This is a genomic window from Rheinheimera muenzenbergensis (assembly GCF_036984005.1).
Lineage (GTDB): Bacteria > Pseudomonadota > Gammaproteobacteria > Enterobacterales > Alteromonadaceae > Alishewanella > Alishewanella muenzenbergensis.
The window spans coordinates 29,040-47,729 of sequence record NZ_JALAAR010000020.1; the positions used below are offsets into that span (position 1 = coordinate 29,040).

At 47.2% G+C, this 18,690-nt stretch carries 13 protein-coding genes; all 13 read left to right on the forward strand.

The window, feature by feature from the left end; translation table 11 throughout:
• Positions 1-3 precede the first annotated feature (3 nt).
• The 13 genes from MN202_RS18105 to MN202_RS18165 all read left to right on the forward strand — a co-directional run bounded on the left by MN202_RS18105 (position 4) and on the right by MN202_RS18165 (position 18,560).
• Complete coding sequence (locus MN202_RS18105; RefSeq protein ID WP_335737549.1) at positions 4-1,878, forward strand: protein kinase domain-containing protein; 1,875 nt, start codon at positions 4-6, stop codon at positions 1,876-1,878.
• Between the two features lie 106 nt (positions 1,879-1,984).
• The gene (locus MN202_RS18110; protein ID WP_335737550.1) at positions 1,985-2,458 is read left to right on the forward strand and encodes a GAF domain-containing protein; all 474 of its coding nucleotides are present in this window, start codon (positions 1,985-1,987) and stop codon (positions 2,456-2,458) included.
• Complete coding sequence (locus MN202_RS18115; RefSeq protein ID WP_335737551.1) at positions 2,455-2,763, forward strand: hypothetical protein; 309 nt, start codon at positions 2,455-2,457, stop codon at positions 2,761-2,763. Before MN202_RS18110 ends, MN202_RS18115 begins: the two co-directional genes overlap by 4 nt.
• Positions 2,750-3,457, forward strand: coding sequence for an RNA chaperone ProQ (gene proQ, locus MN202_RS18120; RefSeq protein WP_335737552.1), 708 nt, complete (start codon positions 2,750-2,752; stop codon positions 3,455-3,457). Before MN202_RS18115 ends, proQ begins: the two co-directional genes overlap by 14 nt.
• A 17-nt stretch (positions 3,458-3,474) precedes the next feature.
• The gene (gene prc, locus MN202_RS18125) at positions 3,475-5,496 is read left to right on the forward strand and encodes a carboxy terminal-processing peptidase (protein ID WP_335737553.1); all 2,022 of its coding nucleotides are present in this window, start codon (positions 3,475-3,477) and stop codon (positions 5,494-5,496) included.
• Positions 5,497-5,582: 86 nt separating this feature from the next.
• On the forward strand, positions 5,583-6,914 hold the full coding sequence (locus tag MN202_RS18130; RefSeq protein WP_335737554.1) for a sodium-dependent transporter: 1,332 nt from the start codon (positions 5,583-5,585) through the stop codon (positions 6,912-6,914).
• Positions 6,915-6,983: 69 nt separating this feature from the next.
• Positions 6,984-8,453 carry a Na+/H+ antiporter NhaC gene (gene nhaC, locus MN202_RS18135; RefSeq protein ID WP_335737555.1) on the forward strand — a complete coding sequence of 490 codons (1,470 nt, stop codon included), beginning with the start codon at positions 6,984-6,986 and terminating at the stop codon, positions 8,451-8,453.
• Positions 8,454-8,527: 74 nt separating this feature from the next.
• Positions 8,528-11,113: an aminopeptidase N gene (gene pepN / locus MN202_RS18140; protein WP_335737556.1), complete on the forward strand. Its 2,586-nt coding sequence runs from the start codon at positions 8,528-8,530 to the stop codon at positions 11,111-11,113.
• Positions 11,113-11,334 (forward strand): DUF2835 family protein, encoded by a 222-nt coding sequence (locus tag MN202_RS18145; RefSeq protein ID WP_335737557.1) that lies wholly within the window; start codon positions 11,113-11,115, stop codon positions 11,332-11,334. Before pepN ends, MN202_RS18145 begins: the two co-directional genes overlap by 1 nt.
• Before the next feature lie 320 nt (positions 11,335-11,654).
• Complete coding sequence (locus tag MN202_RS18150) at positions 11,655-13,751, forward strand: DUF1302 domain-containing protein (RefSeq protein WP_335737558.1); 2,097 nt, start codon at positions 11,655-11,657, stop codon at positions 13,749-13,751.
• Positions 13,752-13,767: 16 nt separating this feature from the next.
• Positions 13,768-15,129, forward strand: a complete 1,362-nt coding sequence (locus MN202_RS18155) for a DUF1329 domain-containing protein (protein WP_335737559.1) — start codon at positions 13,768-13,770, stop codon at positions 15,127-15,129.
• Positions 15,130-15,208: 79 nt separating this feature from the next.
• Positions 15,209-16,243 carry a WD40/YVTN/BNR-like repeat-containing protein gene (locus tag MN202_RS18160; protein WP_335737560.1) on the forward strand — a complete coding sequence of 345 codons (1,035 nt, stop codon included), beginning with the start codon at positions 15,209-15,211 and terminating at the stop codon, positions 16,241-16,243.
• Between the two features lies 1 nt (position 16,244).
• On the forward strand, positions 16,245-18,560 hold the full coding sequence (locus MN202_RS18165; RefSeq protein WP_335737561.1) for an efflux RND transporter permease subunit: 2,316 nt from the start codon (positions 16,245-16,247) through the stop codon (positions 18,558-18,560).
• Positions 18,561-18,690 lie beyond the last annotated feature (130 nt).

Genomic DNA, 18,690 nt, shown 5'->3' on the forward strand with positions numbered 1-18,690 from the left:
CAGATGCAATATAAAAACCAGCTACGAAACTTTTACATCCCGGAAGAGCAGTCTATTTACCTGCTTAATGCCAATGATGCTAAAAAACTCAAAGATTGGGTGGCGCTATGCGTCTCTGAGTTGGAAAAGCTCGGTTACAGTGACATAGCCTTAATAGGCAAGGGCGCCTATGGCTTCGCTTTTGCCGGACTGGATCGTGGCAATCAGGCTTGTGTCTTTAAGTTTTCGCGGATTAATTTACCGCAACATATACAGGAACGTTTGGCTGACGAGGCCTATATGTTGTCGCAGGTTCAGCATCCTAACGTACCGCGTTATATAACCTATCAGGTGATTAAAAAGCAGGGCATTCTGATGATGCAACGCGGCGCCGGCATCGATTTAGAGCACTACAGCTTAAAGCATGGCCGCTTAAGTGCACGTTTGCTGGTGGATATTGCCTGTCAGTTGGCTGACGTACTGCTGGCACTGCGCAGCCATAACAAAGATGGTGAACTACAACCCATAGTACACGGCGATGTTAAACCCTCTAACCTGGTGTTTGACGAGCACAGTGGCCATATCAGCCTGATAGACTGGGGCTCGTCAGTGTTTGCTCAGCTAGATGCCAATGGTCAGTATTTAGCCAATAACGTAATGCAGTTAATGTCCTCGGATCTGCAAAACTCAAATGCGCGTATGGGCGATGTGTATTTTATTGGCCCCGAACAGCGTATCGGCGCCTTGTCCAGTCCGCGATTTGATGAGCAAGGTGTTGCCGGAACATTATATGCACTGGCATCCGGCCAGTCTTGCCGTTTTGGCAACAAAGCCATTCCGGCACGTAGTTTAGGCTTGCCGGTTGAGTTTGCGACGATGCTCGATAGTATGTTGGCAGATGATGCCGGCTTGCGCGCTCAGGCCGGTGATTACTTTTTGCAGCATATGTCGCGATTAAAACACCTGGTGCTTCCTGAGTTGCCATTGTTTGATGATACGGCACAGTTGCCGGTGTGGATAAGCCCTCAGGTGCGCGAGCTTGACACCGTGGTGTATTCATCGCGCAAGTCGTTTTTGCGCGAACACAGCGAGGAAGAAGGCATAGCTTATGTTGATGACGTGCAGCTTGAGCGTTACTACAAAAACTATTTGCAGGGCATGGGCGAAACAGAAAAAGCCTTTGTTGCTGCAGTCAGCCGATTGGCGCGTTACCCGGTAGTGGGTGGTTTGGCTATTCACTGGCAGGCGGGTGGGGTGTACATTGACTCGAGTCTTAACTTATATGATGAGAGTCTGGCACAATCGTTTGCCTTGTCTGTCAATAATGTCGTCGCACTGGCCCGCGCCATAGCCAAAGTGGGCATTTTTAAAGCCTGTTTATTTAATGCCCGCAATACTATTCATATCAGCCGTGATAGTACGGCACAGCCTTTTATTGCCGCAGCCGATGCTGCTATACCCTATCAGTTGGCACCGGTGCTAAGTAGCGAAGATGCCAGCAAACAACATTCGTACTTTGAAGATGGCAAAGATCCGGACGAGCAACTGGTATTGCCCGATGCCATTATGGACGATATCGCCAGGCTGAACCTAATCCGGCATACCGGTTGTATTATTTTTGAAGTAAGCAGCTTGTATATGAAGATCCACAGCTATTATCGCTTATTAGATCCGGCGGCAGAGTCGGAATTTAACCGTCTGCTGCAAAGTATTTTGCGTAAGGTGGCATTAATTAGTGGTGAAGGCGTCGGTGGTTTTATGAAATTGCCTTACAAGGATACGCGGTTTTTTAGCCATCAGCCGCAACAGCCTCCTTGCTACTATCCGGCAAATCCGGCGAAACAGCTAAGCGGTAACGCTAAAAATTGTTCGAATCTCAACCAATCTGGCGATAGCTAATCAGAAAACGGTCCATTCGCTGAAATCTTTGCCGTCAGGTGGTTTAAATTCACAGGTAAAACGAGTAATGTACGGGTTTTGAGCATTAGTCAGAACTTCATATTTAATGTCGAATGATAAAACTGCGTTATACCGCTTACTGAACCAGCAAGCGCGCGCTCTTATTGAGCAGGAAAGCGATCTTATTGCCAATATGGCAAATCTTAGTGCGTTACTATTTAACCAACTGCCTGACCTAAACTGGGCCGGTTTCTATATTATGCGTAATGGAGAACTGGTGTTGGGGCCATTTCAGGGCCAGGTGGCCTGTGTGCGTATTGCCGTAGGAAAAGGCGTATGTGGCACTGCCGTGGCGACCGGCGAGGTGCAACTTGTTAACGACGTACATGAATTTCCGGGTCATATTGCTTGTGACGCTGCCAGTAACTCTGAAATCGTCTTACCTTTGCGCCATAATAATGAAATTATTGCGGTATTAGATATTGATAGCCCGAAGCTGGCGCGATTTGATGCCGACGATCAGGCCGGGCTCGAGCAACTGATCAGCGTGTTCGAACAACATCTGGCAGCATCACTATGAAAGATGCAATCTCTATTCACGATTATTTGTTTGATATTGCAGATATTGGTGACTGGGAAGGTGACGAAGAGCTGGTGACAGATAAAATTAACAGTATCTATCACAGTGTATGGCAGGCATTACCGACAGATATAACCGCCAGCCAGGTTGAACATTTGCTTCCCGGCATTTGGGATCAACTGCGCGGTGGTACCGTGCTGCTAGAAGCGGATGAAGACGAATTAATAGATTGGGCTTTGGCTTATGTGCGCCAACAGCTGGAAGAAGGTATACCGGACGCGGATACCGTAGATGAAGAAGAGTGAAGCGTTAATGACCACCCCAACTGAACAAAATGTTAAAACGACAAATGTAAAAGACGTATTGGCTTACCTTGCTGATAAGTTTCCCGCCTGTTTTAGTTTAACAGGTGAAGCAAAACCGCTGAAAATTGGTATTTTTCAGGATTTAGCTGAACGCTTGCAAACAGACGAAAGCGTGAGTAAAACCCAGTTACGTCAGGCGTTGCGGGTGTACACATCCAGCTGGCGCTACCTGGAAGCCACTAAAGAAGGTATCGCCAGGGTAGACTTAGATGGCGTCGACGGTGACCTGATTGATGCTTCACAAGCAGAACACGCCAGCAAAACGCTGGAACAAAGTAAGGCCAAAGCGGCCGAAAAGCGTAAAGCACGTATTGCTGAAGCTAAAGCAAAACAAGTTAATACGGTAGCAGACAAACCTGCTTACAAAAAAAATCAGAACAAAAAGCCGATTCCGGCTTCTAAAGAGGCTAAGGTTAACCAGAAACCAGCCAGAGCAGAACCCGTGGCGGCAAAGCCAGTGACTCTGCAACCGGTAGTGATGTCTGCAGTGGTTGCAGGTGCAAAAGTACTGATTAAGCTTGGGCAGAATCCAATGCCGGCAACAGTACTGGAAGTCAACAAAGATGATGTCACTGTGCAGCTGGGATCTGGTATGGTAATAAAAACCCGGCAGGATAGTTTGTATCTGGCCTGACTAATACAGAGTAGCTTATGAAAAAATGTTCAGTACTTGCGACAGCACTGTTTGTTACGTTTGGCACTAGTGCCTCAGATGTAAATACGGAACCGCTGGTGCTGCCGGTTGTTACGCAGGCAGCTCAACATGCAACGGCCAGTAAGCGAATTACTGCGCTGTTTACCCGCGGCCACTACAGCAAAGTGCAGCTTGATGATGCCTTGTCTTCAAAGATGTTTGATACCTACCTGAAGAACCTGGATTATTATCGCAATGTACTGACCAAAGCCGATGCGGCAAGCTTTGAAAAATACCGTACACAGTTTGATGACGCCATCAACAAGGGCAACTTAAATCCGGCTTTTGAGATGTTTAATCTTACGCTACAACGGCGGGCAGAACGTTTTGACTATGCTTTGTCGTTGCTGGAATCCGAGTTTGATTTTTCTGTTTCCGACCAATATGTCTATGACAGAGAGAACGCCAACTGGCCGGCGGACACCGCAGAGCTGAATGAAATTTGGCGGCAGCGGGTAAAATTTGATGCGCTTAATCTGAAACTGGCCGGTAAAACGGCTACAGAAATCAAAGATATTTTAGCTAAACGCTATCGCAATACTAAGAAGCGCCTGACACAAACTGAAAGTGAAGACGTCTTCCAACTGGTAATGAATTCCTTCGCCCGCAGTATTGAAGCTCATACCTCTTATCTTTCTCCGCGCAATGCTGATCGTTTTCAGCAAGAGATGAATTTGTCGCTGGAAGGTATTGGTGCTGTGCTACGTGCTGATGAGGATTACACCGTGATCCAGAGTCTGGTTCCTGGTGGTCCGGCTGATATGACGCAAAAACTGAAGCCGAAAGACAAAATTATTGGTGTAGCGCAAGACAAAGCCGATTTTGTCGACGTTATTGGCTGGCGTTTGGATGATGTAGTTGATCTGATCAAAGGACCCAAGGGCAGCACAGTGCGGCTACAAGTGGTGGGAGCCAATGACATCGGTACCAGTCAGTCGCAGGTTATTAGTATAGTTCGTGACAAAATCCGTTTAGAAGACCGTGCTGCAAAAGCAGAAGTATTTGAACCTCAGCTGTCAGAGCTGGACCAAAAAATTGGTGTGATCAGCATTCCAGGTTTTTATAACAATCTGGCAGAAGACGTTAAAAAGCTGCTGGCTGAGCTGAAACAAGCCAATGTTGACGGCATAATCGTTGATTTACGTGGCAATGGCGGTGGTTCATTGCAGGAGGCGACCTTACTGACCGGATTATTTATCGATCGCGGCCCGGTGGTTCAAATTCGTGAAGGTGATGGCAAGGTATCAGTGTCACAGGACAATGACGGCGTCAGCTTTTATGATGGTCCGTTAACCATTATGGTCGACCGCTACAGTGCTTCAGCGTCAGAAATTTTCGCTGCTGCAATGCAGGATTATGGCCGGGGCCTGGTAGTAGGTGAGCAAACATTCGGTAAAGGCACAGTGCAGCAACACCGTGGTCTTGGACGGATATATGATATGTTTGACAGCCCGCTTGGCAGTGTGCAATACACCATAGCGAAATTTTATCGTATCAATGGTGGCAGCACGCAGCACAAAGGTGTGATCCCGGATATTCTGTTTCCAACTGCCATTGACCCGCAGGAATGGGGCGAAAGTAAAGAAGAGTACGCCTTACCCTGGGACTCTATCAACGCCGCACATTACGACAGCCTGTATGATATCGGTACTTTAGTGCCAAGCCTGCGTGAAAAACATCAGGCTCGCATTAACGCAGAGCCGGAATTTCAGTATCTGCTTGAAGACATTAAAGAGTACAAACAGAACGCAGATGATAAAACCGTGTCATTGAAAGAAGCTGAGCGTGTTGCCGAGCGCGACGATAGCAAAGCACAGCAGCTTAGCCGGGTTAACCAACGTTTACAGCGCCTTGGCATGCCAACGGTTGACTCGCTTGACGATGTGCCGGAAAAACTGGAAAAAATTGATCCATTTTTAGAAGAAGCGGCCAATATCACCGCTGATTTAAAAATGGTGAGCCGTCTGGCGAAAAAATAAATAAAAAGCTACAAAGATACAGCAAGGCGGTAGCAATACCGCCTTCTTTTTAAGTGCAAAAAACATAATAATTATAAAGGTTTACTATGAGTTCACGTGGTGAGTTTTCTTCGAGACTGGGGTTTGTATTAGCCGCCTCAGGATCGGCAGTCGGTTTGGGGAATATCTGGGGCTTTCCGACGCAGGTTGCCAGCAATGGCGGAGCAGCTTTTGTATTGATGTATCTGATATTGGCCTTTTTGTTAGCTTATCCGGTACTGATGGCCGAGTTGTTAATAGGTCGGGCGACTAAGGCCAATGTTGTCGATGCGTTAGGTCAGGTTGCCAGAGGTAACACCGGCCGCTGGGTAGGCGGCTGGGGTATTGTTACTGTGTCGCTTATTTTAGCCTTTTACAGCATTGTCGGCGGTTGGATGCTGGCGCACACCATTGAAGCCATTGTTAATTTACTGGGCTTTGAACAGGTATCACAGTGGCTGCTGGCTTTTTCGCTGGAGCGCAACTTACTGTTTTGTGCGGTATTTATGGCGCTGACAGTGGGCATAGTCAGTGGTGGCGTGGTAAACGGTATTGAACGCTGGTCGGTGCGTTTAATGCCGACACTTTTCGTCATAATGTTGGTTTTGTTTGGTTATGTCATGACGCAAAACGGTGCAATGGACGGCCTGAAAGTGTATCTGTTACCTGATTTTACCCAGCTGCTTACCCCGGATTTATTGATCAGCGCTATGGGGCAGGCATTCTTTTCGATGTCGCTTGGCGTGGGGACTATGTTGATTTACGGCTCTTACGTCAGCCATAGCGAGAATTTGCCGCGCCTTGGCGCTGCGGTATCGCTGGTTGATATAGGGGTAGCGGTGCTGGCTGGCTTGTTAATTATTCCAGCTATGTATGTCGCTTTGCATAATGGTGTGCAGATCTTCGCTGAAGATGGCCGTTTATTGTCTGAAGATACGCTTATTTTTACCGTATTGCCGTCATTGTTTGCCACTATGGGGGTTGTTGGTGGTGTTGTTGCCTGTGCGTTTTTTCTATTGATGTCTATAGCTGCACTGACGTCGTCAATCTCTATGCTGGAAGTGCCGGTATCTTATGTGGTTGAAAAGCATAATATTGCCAGACAAAAAACGGTATGGCTGATAGCGGCAATAATCTTCGCGCTAAGCTGCCTGATCATTATGAACTTTGCCACCTTATTTGGATTTGTGATTGCGCTGACTACCCGATATAGCCAACCGTTATTGGGCTTAATGTTGTGTTTGTTTGCCGGCTGGGTTTGGCGACGCAACGAGATACTGCAGGAATTGAAAAAAGGCGATGCCCTGGCTGAACAAAGCTTATTCTGGCGCATCTGGCCCTGGTACGTTAAATTTGTCTGTCCGGTCATCATTGTAGTGATGTTCTATCGTTCGTTTTAATTTTTGCTGTAGCATTTTATAACTATAAAGAGCAGGGGCCGCAGTGCCCTTAGCCTGTCGGAGCCTTTGATGTCTGAAAAACAACCCAGCTTTCTGGATGCGGCCATACCGCTTATCGTGTTGATTATACTGCTGTCTGGTTCAGTATTTTTGTTTGGCGATAACTCTTCATATGGGCCAAACCAAATTGCCTTATTTATGGCGACAGCCGTCGCAGTGGTGATAGGGTTGAAAAACGGCTATCGCTGGTCGGTAATGGAAAAAGCGATGGTGAAGGGGATTTCATTGTCGCTGGGCGCGGTGCTGATCCTGTTGTCGGTTGGAGCATTAATTGGTACCTGGATGCTGTCAGGTACAGTGCCGACATTAATTTATTATGGCCTGCAGCTATTAAGCCCAAGCTGGTTTTACGCCGCCAGTTGTTTGTTATGCGGCATAGTGGCAATGAGCATTGGCAGCTCCTGGACAACCGCTGCCACCATAGGTGTTGCGCTGATTGGTGTAGCAGCCGGCTTGGGGTTATCACCGGCTATTACCGCCGGCGCTATAGTATCTGGCGCATACTTTGGCGACAAAATATCGCCATTGAGTGAAACGACTAACCTGGCGCCTGCAGTGGCCGGGGCTGATTTGTTTGACCATATCCGTCACATGTTATGGACGACAGTACCGAGTTTTGTCATAGCGCTATTGTTATTCACCATCGTCGGTTTTAATTCTGACGTCAGTTCTGATTTTGCCAGAATCGATGAAATTACCAGCGTATTACAAGATAACTTTGCCATTAGTTTTGTCTCGTTGATCCCATTGTTTGTGTTATTAACGATGGCGATTAAAAAAGTGCCGGCATTTCCAACAGTTTTTATTGGAGCTCTGCTTGGCGCTGTCTGGGCGGTGTTGTTCCAACAAGATTTGTTGGGGCGCTTGATTGCCGCTGATGTACCTTCTGCACTGGGTATCACTAAGTTAATCTGGCACACCCTGCATGCTGGTTTTACTATCGACACCGGCAATGCCAGTTTAAATGACCTGCTAAGCGGTGGCGGTATGTCCAGCATGCTGAATACTATTTGGTTGGTGTTTAGTGCCATGATGTTTGGCGCCACCATTGAGAAAATCGGTCTGTTGCGCAAGTTTGTCAGTTCTATTTTGCATTTTGCCCGCAGTACCGGCTCGCTGATCACCAGCACTATTGCTACCTGTTTTGTTACCAATGTGCTGACCGCCGATCAATATATGTCTATCGTTATGCCGGGCCGGATGTATAAAGAAGAGTACGAGCGGCGCAATCTGGCACCGGTAAATTTATCCCGTACCCTGGAAGATGGTGGCACTATTACCAGCCCGTTAATCCCCTGGAATACCTGTGGTGCCTATATGCATAGCGTATTGCAAGTCAGCCCGTTAGATTATGCATTTTATGCGTTCTTTAACCTGATAAACCCGGTGCTGGCGATTATTTATGCCTACTGCGGTATCAAAATACTGAAACTCACTCCGCCAGACTCATTGCTGCAGCCTACACAAGCTAAAGCCTGAGTGAAAAAGCCTGAATCTGTCAGGCTTTTTTGTCATTATTACAATAATGTTTTTTAAATTGTCCGAGAGCATTTATGTCAGCACAGACTACTAACCGGATCGCCCGTTCGCGTCACGATTACCAGGCGCCGGCATTTACCATCAAAACTATGCAGTTAAGTTTTAACCTGCATAGCACGGCAACCCGTGTTACTGCGGTAATGCAGGTAAATCGTGAAACGCCCGGTGCTGCGCTGCAATTGGACGGCCAACACTTAACGTTAATTGCTATAACTCTTGATGGTCGCAAACTGAGTGCAGAGCACTATCAGTTATCCGCTGATGGCCTGGTGTTGCCCGAGGTGCCGGATAGTTTTGAACTCTGTATTGAAACGGAAATTGCCCCCCAGCACAACACGGCACTTGAAGGCCTGTATATGGCGGGCAATACCTATTGTACGCAATGTGAAGCTGAAGGTTTTCGGCGGATAATGTTTTTCCCGGACCGTCCCGATGTACTGTGCCAGTACACCGTCACCATAAAAGCCGATGCTAAAACCTATCCTTACCTGTTGTCGAATGGCAACAAAATTTCAGATCATATCGACGAGCTGGGTTTGCGAACTGTGCAGTGGCATGATCCTTTTCCCAAGCCTTGTTATTTGTTTGCCTTGGTAGCCGGCGATTTTGATTTAGTGACAGACAACTTTATTACCCAGTCAGGTCGTGATGTCCGCTTAGAGCTGTTTGTTGATAAAGGCGCAGCAGCAAAAGGTGACTTTGCTCTGCAGGCATTAAAACGAGCCATGCGCTGGGATGAGCAACGCTTTAACCTTGAGTATGATCTGGATATTTACATGGTCGTCGCTGTTGATTTTTTTAATATGGGCGCGATGGAAAATAAAGGTCTGAATATTTTTAACAGCAAGTATGTGCTGGCCGATGCTGCCAGCGCGACAGACAGAGATTATTTTAATATTGAATCTATTATCGGTCATGAATATTTTCATAACTGGACCGGTAACCGCGTAACTTGTCGTGATTGGTTTCAGTTAAGCCTGAAAGAAGGACTAACAGTATTTCGTGATCAGGAATTTAGCGCTGACATGGGTTCGGCGACGTTGTCCCGTATTGATGCAGTTAAATTAATTCGTTCGGCCCAATTTGCTGAGGATGCCAGCCCGATGGCGCACCCGATCCGGCCAGAGCAAGTGCTGGAAATGAATAACTTTTACACTGTCACAGTTTACGATAAAGGTGCCGAAGTCATCCGCATGTTGCAAACACTGCTGGGACGGCAGTTATTTGCCAGTGGCTTGACACTGTATCTTAAACGTCACGACGGACAGGCAGCAACCTGCGACGATTTTATCCGGGCTATGCAAGATGCCAGCGGTTATGACCTCACGCAATTTGCGCTGTGGTACAGCCAATCCGGCACCCCGGTGCTGACCGTAAAGCAGCAGTACGATGCGGATACTAAACAACTTAGCCTGACACTAAGGCAAGAAACTGCGGCAACTGCCGATCAGGCCACTAAGCAAGCCTTATTGTTGCCGATTGCGGTCGAGTTACTTTTCGCAGACAACAGCAGGCAAAAACAGCTGTTTTGCCTTACTGACGCAGAGCAGCAATTTGTGCTGCCTGACGTAGCCACAGAGCCTGTAGTTGTTTGGTTAGAGCATTTTTCTGCGCCGGTTAAATTGCACTGTCAGGCTACAACTGAAGACTTACTGCAGATTGCTGCACAGGCGTCAGATGGTGTGGCACGCTGGGATGCCATGCAGCAATACTGGAGCCGGCAAATAACTGCGGTTATGCAGGGCGCAGCAGTGCAAACCGTGATAACAGCTGAACTTGTTGCGCTGCTAAAACAGTGGCTGGAACTGCCGGCAGCGGATTTGGCATTGACCGCAGAATTATTAACCTTACCTGATTTTGACACTTTGGCAGAGCAGCACGATGAAATCCCGGTTGACGCTATTTTATCTGCTCTCAGCAGCATTAAAATGTTTTTAGCGCAGCAGCTACGAGAGGCGTTTTTACAGTGTCTGCACAACCTGCCGCAGCCGGCTTACCGCTATCAGCAGCAGGATGTTGCCATACGCCGGTTGCGCCATCTGTGCTTAAGTTATATGGCGCAGTTAGCAGAATATGACGTCGTGTTGCAGCAGCACTACCAGCAAGCTGACAACATGACCGACACCATTGCGGTGCTAATGGCCACTCAGCAAGCCGGATCTGCACTTTTTCCACAACTGCGGGACGATTTCTGCCAGCGCTGGCAACATGACGCCCTGGTGATGGATAAAGCTTTCGCTTTAGTCGCAACAGATCCCGCGGATACAGTGTTTGCAGGTATAGCGGCAATGCAACAGCATCGGCAGTTCAGCTGGAAAAACCCCAATCGCGTGCGGGCGCTGTTTTCGGCGTTTAGTATGCGAAATCCGCAGCAATTTCACCGGCTGGACGGCGCAGGCTATCGCTTACTACTTGAGGCGATAACTAAGCTTGATCCGATCAATCCGCAAGTATCAGCAAGGCTGGTAACGCCACTGTTAAGCTGGCGGCGCTTTGATAAAACCCGACAGCAATTAATGTTGGATGCACTGCAGCTTTTAGCTGCCCAGTCAAACTTAAGCAATGACCTGTTTGAGAAGGTCAGTCGAAGTTTGCCATAATGCCACAGTACAAGTTTAATGCTGTGCTCAGCACTGAGCAGTGCCTCGGGTATTACCGCGGTGAGATCAAATATGTGCTGGTAACCACAGATGAGGGGTTGCGTATTCAGTTGCATTTTCGCCATCTGCAGCCTTTTGTTGATGCGTTGGGATTACGTGGGCGGTTTCGGCTAAGTGTAACTGAACAGGGTAGTTTTCAGCGGTTGGAAAAAATTAATTAGAGTGAATACTTTAAACGCTGAATTAAAACAATAACTTGCTTAACTGTCTGGTTTGACCTTTAATTTCATTAGCTTAGAAACAATGTCGCAACAGTGTAATGGTTAGATTAAACCTGACAGCACTAAATGTGGCGGAAAGTTGAGCGCTATTTGTAAAAACTGAATACAAATCAACAGATTTACGACATAGCAGGCCTTGCCTGTAGCCTTAAATGATGTAATTATTTTAGCTAGGTAAGCTGAGATCGGATCAGTTGGCTTAGTAATATAACTAAAAAAACATTTATAAATCCTGTTGGGACAGGGGGGGAGATAACAAGATGAAAAAAAGGTCAATAACCTTTGCTAAGAAGCCCTTAGCTGTGGGTGTTGCATCCGCGCTGTTTGCTTTGACAATGGCGCCGGTACATGCCGCATCCTGGAGTCTGGGTGATGTAGATATCACTTTCGACTCAACCTTCTCATACGGTGGTAGCTGGCGTATGGAAGACCGTAATTGGGATACCATCAGTAAAGTTAACCATCCGCGCTTCGATTGGGAAGGTTATAACGCCGCAACAAATAACATTTATACCCCTTCACAAATTTGGCAACAGCCAGGTGCTTATTCCAGCAATGGTGACGCCGGTAATCTGAATTATGACCGGGGCGATATGTTTAGCAGCCTGTTTAAAGGCTTGCATGAATTATCTATTACCAAAGATAACATCGGTCTTTTCACCCGCTTTATGTATTTTTATGACTTTGCGCTAATGGACAAGGAAGGTGCTTACACTAACCCTGTTTCTGGCCAGCGGGTCGATCCTTGTGCAGATAAAGATGCCCGTAGTCTGACCTGTCGTGATGTCCGCTTACTGGATGCTTACGTTTACGGCAACTTTAGTTTTAACGATGGCATGAACCCACTGACGGTTAAATTAGGTCAGCAAGTGCTCAGTTGGGGTGAAAGTACCCTGATCCAGCACGGTATCAATATTACGCCTATCGATGTTGGTGTCGCCCGCGCACCTGGCGCTGAGTTAAAAGAAGCTTATATTCCTGTTGGTATGCTGACGTTGAATATTGGTTTGACAGAGAACTTGTCGACAGAAATGTTCTATCAGTACGAGTGGGTTAATAGTTACTTGCCGGTACCGGGTACTTATTTCTCTACTAACGACTTTGCCGGCGAAGGCGGCTACCTGCAAAATGTGCAGTTAGGTTTTACCGGCAATCCGGATATAGATTTAAACCATCTGCTTAGCAGTCTGAACATGCTTGGCTCGGCTGTTGCCTCTGGTGCTTTGCCTGCTGCGACTGCAGCGCAAGCCTATTTAGCCTATCCAACGAAAGTGACGTTGCGCCCCTATGGCAGTGCCGGCGAACTTAAGCCAGAAGATGGCGGTGAATACGGTATTAAATTCGAATACTTTTCACCTGAGCTGAACGACACTGAGTTTGCATTGTATTACATGAACTACCACAGCCGGGTGCCTCTGATTTCAGGTATTGCCTCTGATTTTTCTCAGGCCGGAGCTGATATTGGCCGCTTAGCTGCTATGGCAGCGTCTGGTGGCGTTACCAAGGAAAATATTACTCAGTTAGGTGCGTTTTCCAAAGCGCTGATTGAATATCCTGAAGACATCAAACTGTACGGTTTCAGTTTCAATACCACAGCAGGTGAAACCTCTGTCGCTGGTGAAATCTCGTTCCGTAAAGATGAACCACTGCAAATTGACGACGTAGAGATTCTTTATGCCGGTATGCCGGAGCAGTTAGCCAATGCAGGTTTACGTCCTGATCTGGCGGGCATTTCGCAAATAGGCCGCGATCCACGTTATGGTCAGAAAGTGATGCCGGGACAAAAAGCTCAGGGTTTCATTGTAAGTGATACCTTGCAGGCCCAAATGACCTTTACCCACTTATTCGGCCCAACACTGGGTGCGGATAACTTGTCGATGTTAGCAGAAGTAGGTGGTATCAGTATTCAGGATATGCCAGATCAAAGCGTTTTACGGTTGAATGGCCCTAATACTGATCGCAGCGGTGGCCCATTACTGGGGCTGGATGGCAGTGGTAATCTGGTAAACAAAGATGGTTTGCATACCGGTTTGTCAAACGGTGCCGAGACTAATCCGTTTCCAACTGCATCTGCCTGGGGTTACCGTTTACTGGCTAAAGCCGACTACAACAACGTATTTGCTGGTGTAAACCTGTCGCAACGTGTTGTATTTTCACACGATGTAAATGGTATTACGCCTGATCCGTTATTCCTGTTCGTAGAAGATCGTAAGTCACTGGCGTACGCGGTAAGTTTTGATTACCTGAGCAAGTGGTCAGGTGAGCTGTCATACAACGTATTCTGGGGTGGTCAGGGCACAACCAATAATGTAGCCGACCGCGACTTTATCTCTTTTAACATTAAGTACTCTATTTAAGGGACGAGCACTAATTATGAAAAAACTCACCCTACTGACCTCAGCAATGGCATTGGTATTAAGCTGCTCTGTGGCTGCTAAGGTTACTCAGGAACAAGCCAACCGGCTTGGCAATGACTTAACGCCATTAGGTGCAGAAAAAGCGGCTAACGCAGATGGCTCTATCCCAGCGTGGACGGGCGGCATTACAGCTGCGCCGGCTGGCTATACGCCTGGTATGCATCACCTGAACCCATTTGCTGACGACAAAGTGTTGTTTACCATTGATAAAAGTAACGTAGAGCAATACAAATCGCTGTTAAGCCCGGGCCAGATTAGTTTGTTCGAGCTGTATCCTGATACCTTTAAAATGAATGTGTATCAAACACGCCGTACTGCGTCTTACCCGCAGTATGTTTATGATGCTACTAAAAATATCGCTACTCAGGCTGAATTGGTCGAAGGCGGTAATGGCATTGTAAATGCGGCTATAGGGGTACCGTTTCCGATCCCACAAAATGGTTTAGAAGCAATATGGAACCATCTGTTGCGCTATCGTGGTGTTGCTGCCAGCCGTAATGGTGGCCAGGCTGCGCCTACCGCAACCGGAGCCTATACGGTGATAGGTTTTGATGAACAAATCATGTTCAAATATTCAGAGCCCAATGCCACTGCCGAAGCGTTAACTGCAGAAAATATTCTATTTCGCTTTAAGCAGGGTGTAACCTCACCAGCCCGTTTGGCCGGTACAGCGTTACTGGTGCATGAAACGATGGATCAGGTTAAGACACCACGTCAGGCCTGGACTTACAACACCGGTCAACGCCGTGTACGTCGCGCACCAAACGTTGCTTATGATGCACCGGGTACAGCATCAGATGGTTTACGTACCACAGATGACTTTGACATGTTCAATGGTTCGCCTGACCGGTATAACTGGCAGTTAAAAGGCAAGCAGGAAATGTACATTGCCTATAATGACTACAAATTGCACAGCAATGACGTTAAATATGCCGACTTGCTGCAAGCTGGTCATATCAACCCGGACTATGTGCGTTGGGAGAAGCACCGAGTTTGGGTAGTTGAAGCAACATTAAAAGACGGTACCCGCCACGTTTATGGCAAACGGGTGTTTTATATTGATGAAGACAGCTGGCAAATTCATGTGGCAGATCTGTACGATAACCGTATGGAACTGTACCGTGTCGCCTTTGCACATGGTCTGAACTATTATGAAGTGCCGACACACTGGAGTACGTTGGAAGTGTATCACGACCTGAACTCCCGTCGTTATATCGCCATTGGTCTGGACAACGAAGACAAAATGTATGACTTCTCTGTGCAGTTGTCCGATGCTGATTTTACGCCGGCAGCATTGCGTCGTGAAGGTACCCGTTAACTTTCATGCATTACGGTTACGGTTGGCCTAGTGCCAACCGTTTTTATTTGCAAGGTACAGTAGAGTAATAGTTCAAGATATGTCTAATAAATTCATGCATTTAGTTGCAATAAGTTCTGCTTTGTTGACCGCTGCCGTTTCGGTGCAAGCCGATCAGGTAGAGCCGCAAGCCGCTTATCAGATGCCGCTGGCAGCCAACTCTTTGTTGACTGATATTATAGACGTGCAAGGCACTGCGCTGGTTGTAGTGGGTGAGCGCGGACACATTCTGGTGAGTAAGGATGGTGAGCAGTGGCAGCAGGCACAAGTGCCGGTGCAGGCTAATCTGAACAGTGTTTATTTTGCCAACAAACAATATGGCTGGGCTGTTGGCCATGATGCCAGCATTTTACACACCACAGATGGTGGCTTAAGCTGGCAGATACAACATTTTGCCCCTGAGACAGACAAACCGCTGTTTGATATATATTTCTCTGATCTGCAAAATGGCATTGCCGTTGGAGCTTATGGCTTATTTTACCGATCCCTTGATGGCGGTGTAAGCTGGAACAAAGAGTTTCATCCAGAGTTGCTGTCCGAAGACGATCAGGATTATCTGGCTGATTTGCAGCAGACGGATCCAGACTTATATGTGATAGAGCAGGGTGCGATTTTGCCACACTTTAACCGGCTGTTTGCCGACGGTAATGTGTTGTACATGGTAGGCGAAGCCGGATTTGCCGCTAAAAGTACAGATCTTGGTCAAAGCTGGAGCCGGCTGGAAGAATTTTATAATGGTTCATTGTTTGACATTACCCGCTCTGAGCAGATGAGCCTGATAGCAGTGGGCCTGCGGGGGCACGCTTTTAAAAGTACTGATCAAGGCAACACCTGGTTGCCGCTGGAGCTGGAAGAAACCGCAACCTTCAACAGCGTATTTTCAGATGCTGCAGGACGGTTATACCTGGTAGGTAATGCCGGTAGTCTGCTAGTCAGCAACAATGACGGCATCAGTTTTAGTGACAGCTCACAGGCCAATGGTAAGGCTATTGTCAATGGCCTGGTGTGGCAGGACAAATTAATACTGGTCACCGAAACCGGTGTAAAAACGATCAAACTAAGTGAATTAGAATAAAATGAGTATTAACAGACTGGTCAATAAGTTTGAATATGCATTGTTCCGCCATCGGGCAATGGTTATTGTTGTCTTTTTGCTGGCAACCTTGTTTTTATTATTTAAAGCAACGTCAATTAAACTCGATGCCGCTTTTACAAAAAATATTCCGTTAAAACATGAATATATGCAAACCTACCTGCGCCATGCGCAGGACTTTGGCGGCGCCAACAATATTCTTATCTCGCTATGTGATACCCGTGGCGACATTTTTAACGCTGACTTTTTTAACAGTTTGCGCAACGCACATGACGAACTACTGTATACCCCTGGTGTTAACCGGGTACAGGTAAAATCGTTATTTAGCCCCAGTACCCGTTTTGTTGAAGTTGTTGAAGATGGCTTTGCCGGCGGCCCTGTTATTCCGGCTGATTTTGTTGCTAACGCCAGCGGTTTGGCAAAGGTGAAAGAAAATACCGAGAAAGCCGGCATTATTGGCCGGATGGTAGCGGATGATTACAGCTGTGCGATGATTTCTGCCCAGTTGCTGGAAACCGATCCGGACAGCGGCGAAAAGCTTGATACTATCGGTTTTGCCAGTACGCTGGAGCAAAATATCCGTGGTAAGTACGAAAATGACAACCTCAGTGTACATATCATTGGTTTTGCCAAAATGGTGGGTGATGTTGCCGATGGTGCAAAAGGTGTTTTAGCCTTTTTTGCCGTAGCCATTGCTGTTACATCTATTATGGTGTTCTTTTTTTGCCGCTCGTTAATGCTGACGATTTTGCCGATAGCCTGTTCGCTGATGGCAGTAGTCTGGCAGATGGGATTATTGTCGGTGCTGGGTTTTGGTATCGATCCGATGTCGATATTGGTACCGTTTCTGGTGTTTGCTATCGGTGTTAGCCATGGCGTACAAATGATCAATTCAACCGGCAAGCGGGTTGCTGCCGGTATGGACGCCAAAACAGCGGCGCAAGCCAGTTTCCGCAAACTGCTGGTACCGGGCGGGGTAGCGTTACTGTCAGATACGGTTGGTTTTTTAACACTGTTGATTATTGAAATAGGCGTGATCCGCGAACTGGCTATTACAGCAAGTTTAGGTGTCGCGGTAATTATTCTGACCAACCTCATTTTGCTGCCGGTATTGATGTCTTTTGTTAAATTCAGTGCTAAGTATAAAGCGCGCGCGGCAGCGCCTTCAGCTGCGGCTGAAAAAATCTGGTATGCGTTATCGGCGTTTGCAACGCGTAAATATGCTGCCGTTATTTTGCTTAGTACTGCAGTGTTATTTGCCTTTGGTTATATGCAAAGCCAGCAACTGAAAATTGGTGACTTACATGCCGGAGCGCCAGCGCTGCATGAAGAATCCCGTTACAACCAGGATACTTTTTTAATCACCGACCGCTATGCCATTTCTGTCGATTACATTAATGTGATGGTAGAAACCATACCCAGCGCCTGTACTGAGCACGATATTATGCAGCGAATCGACCAGTTTCAGTGGCTGATGGAAAATGTTCCCGGGGTGCAATCAGCAGTGTCACTGGCTTCTGTGTCAAAAACCATTAATGCCGCCTTTAACGAGGGCAATGTTAAATGGCGCATCCTGCCACGCAACACGCAAAGTTTGGTACAGGCTTCTGCCCGGGTTGAAACCAGCACCGGCTTGTTAAATGCCGATTGCTCAGTGATGCCGGTGATGTTGTTTTTAGAAGATCACAAAGCAGAAACCATCGAGCGGGTGGTGGCTGCAGCTAAGCAATATGGCGCTGAACTGGGTGATGAAGACACCCGTTTTATGCTGGCATCCGGGCCGGCCGGCGTTATGGCGGCAACAAATGAAGCCGTGTCAGAAGCCCAGCAACCTATGATGTGGTATGTCTACGGCGCGGTAATTTTGTTATGTCTGCTTAGCTTCCGTTCGTTGCGCGCCACTATTTCGGTGATATTGCCGCTGTACGTGGTGTCGGTATTGGCAACGGCGCTGATGACCAAACTGCAAATTGGTTTAACGGTATCAACCTTACCGGTTATTGCCTTAGGGGTGGGGATAGGTGTCGATTACGGTATTTACATACTGTCTAACATGACGCAAATGTTACGCGATGGTGCGCCACTGCGTGAGGCCTACTTTGAAGCATTAAAAGAACGCGGCAGTGCGGTACTGTTTACTGGTATTACACTGGCGATAGGTGTCAGCACCTGGGTTTTCTCTGCCCTGAAGTTTCAGGTGGATATGGGCATACTGTTAACCTTTATGTTTATCGTTAATATGCTCGGCGCGATAGTGGTGTTGCCGGCACTGGCTGCTTTTTTATGGCGGCGCAGGTAAAAATATTCCTGCATGAATAAACAAGAAAATGGCCGAAAGGCCATTTTCTATTTACGCTAGTTGAATAAGTTGTCAGAGCCTTTAAAAATCACTGGTTTAACCAGCATAAAAGGCAAAAATAGTGCTCGAA

Excerpts from the sequence above, each read along its gene's own strand:
- MN202_RS18105 (WP_335737549.1), top strand. The coding sequence starts at position 4 with ATGCAATATAAAAACCAGCTACGAAACTTTTACATCCCGGAAGAGCAG.
- MN202_RS18110 (WP_335737550.1), top strand. The coding sequence starts at position 1,985 with ATGTCGAATGATAAAACTGCGTTATACCGCTTACTGAACCAGCAAGCG.
- MN202_RS18115 (WP_335737551.1), top strand. The coding sequence starts at position 2,455 with ATGAAAGATGCAATCTCTATTCACGATTATTTGTTTGATATTGCAGAT.
- proQ (WP_335737552.1), top strand. The coding sequence starts at position 2,750 with ATGAAGAAGAGTGAAGCGTTAATGACCACCCCAACTGAACAAAATGTT.
- prc (WP_335737553.1), top strand. The coding sequence starts at position 3,475 with ATGAAAAAATGTTCAGTACTTGCGACAGCACTGTTTGTTACGTTTGGC.
- MN202_RS18130 (WP_335737554.1), top strand. The coding sequence starts at position 5,583 with ATGAGTTCACGTGGTGAGTTTTCTTCGAGACTGGGGTTTGTATTAGCC.
- nhaC (WP_335737555.1), top strand. The coding sequence starts at position 6,984 with ATGTCTGAAAAACAACCCAGCTTTCTGGATGCGGCCATACCGCTTATC.
- pepN (WP_335737556.1), top strand. The coding sequence starts at position 8,528 with ATGTCAGCACAGACTACTAACCGGATCGCCCGTTCGCGTCACGATTAC.
- MN202_RS18145 (WP_335737557.1), top strand. The coding sequence starts at position 11,113 with ATGCCACAGTACAAGTTTAATGCTGTGCTCAGCACTGAGCAGTGCCTC.
- MN202_RS18150 (WP_335737558.1), top strand. The coding sequence starts at position 11,655 with ATGAAAAAAAGGTCAATAACCTTTGCTAAGAAGCCCTTAGCTGTGGGT.
- MN202_RS18155 (WP_335737559.1), top strand. The coding sequence starts at position 13,768 with ATGAAAAAACTCACCCTACTGACCTCAGCAATGGCATTGGTATTAAGC.
- MN202_RS18160 (WP_335737560.1), top strand. The coding sequence starts at position 15,209 with ATGTCTAATAAATTCATGCATTTAGTTGCAATAAGTTCTGCTTTGTTG.
- MN202_RS18165 (WP_335737561.1), top strand. The coding sequence starts at position 16,245 with ATGAGTATTAACAGACTGGTCAATAAGTTTGAATATGCATTGTTCCGC.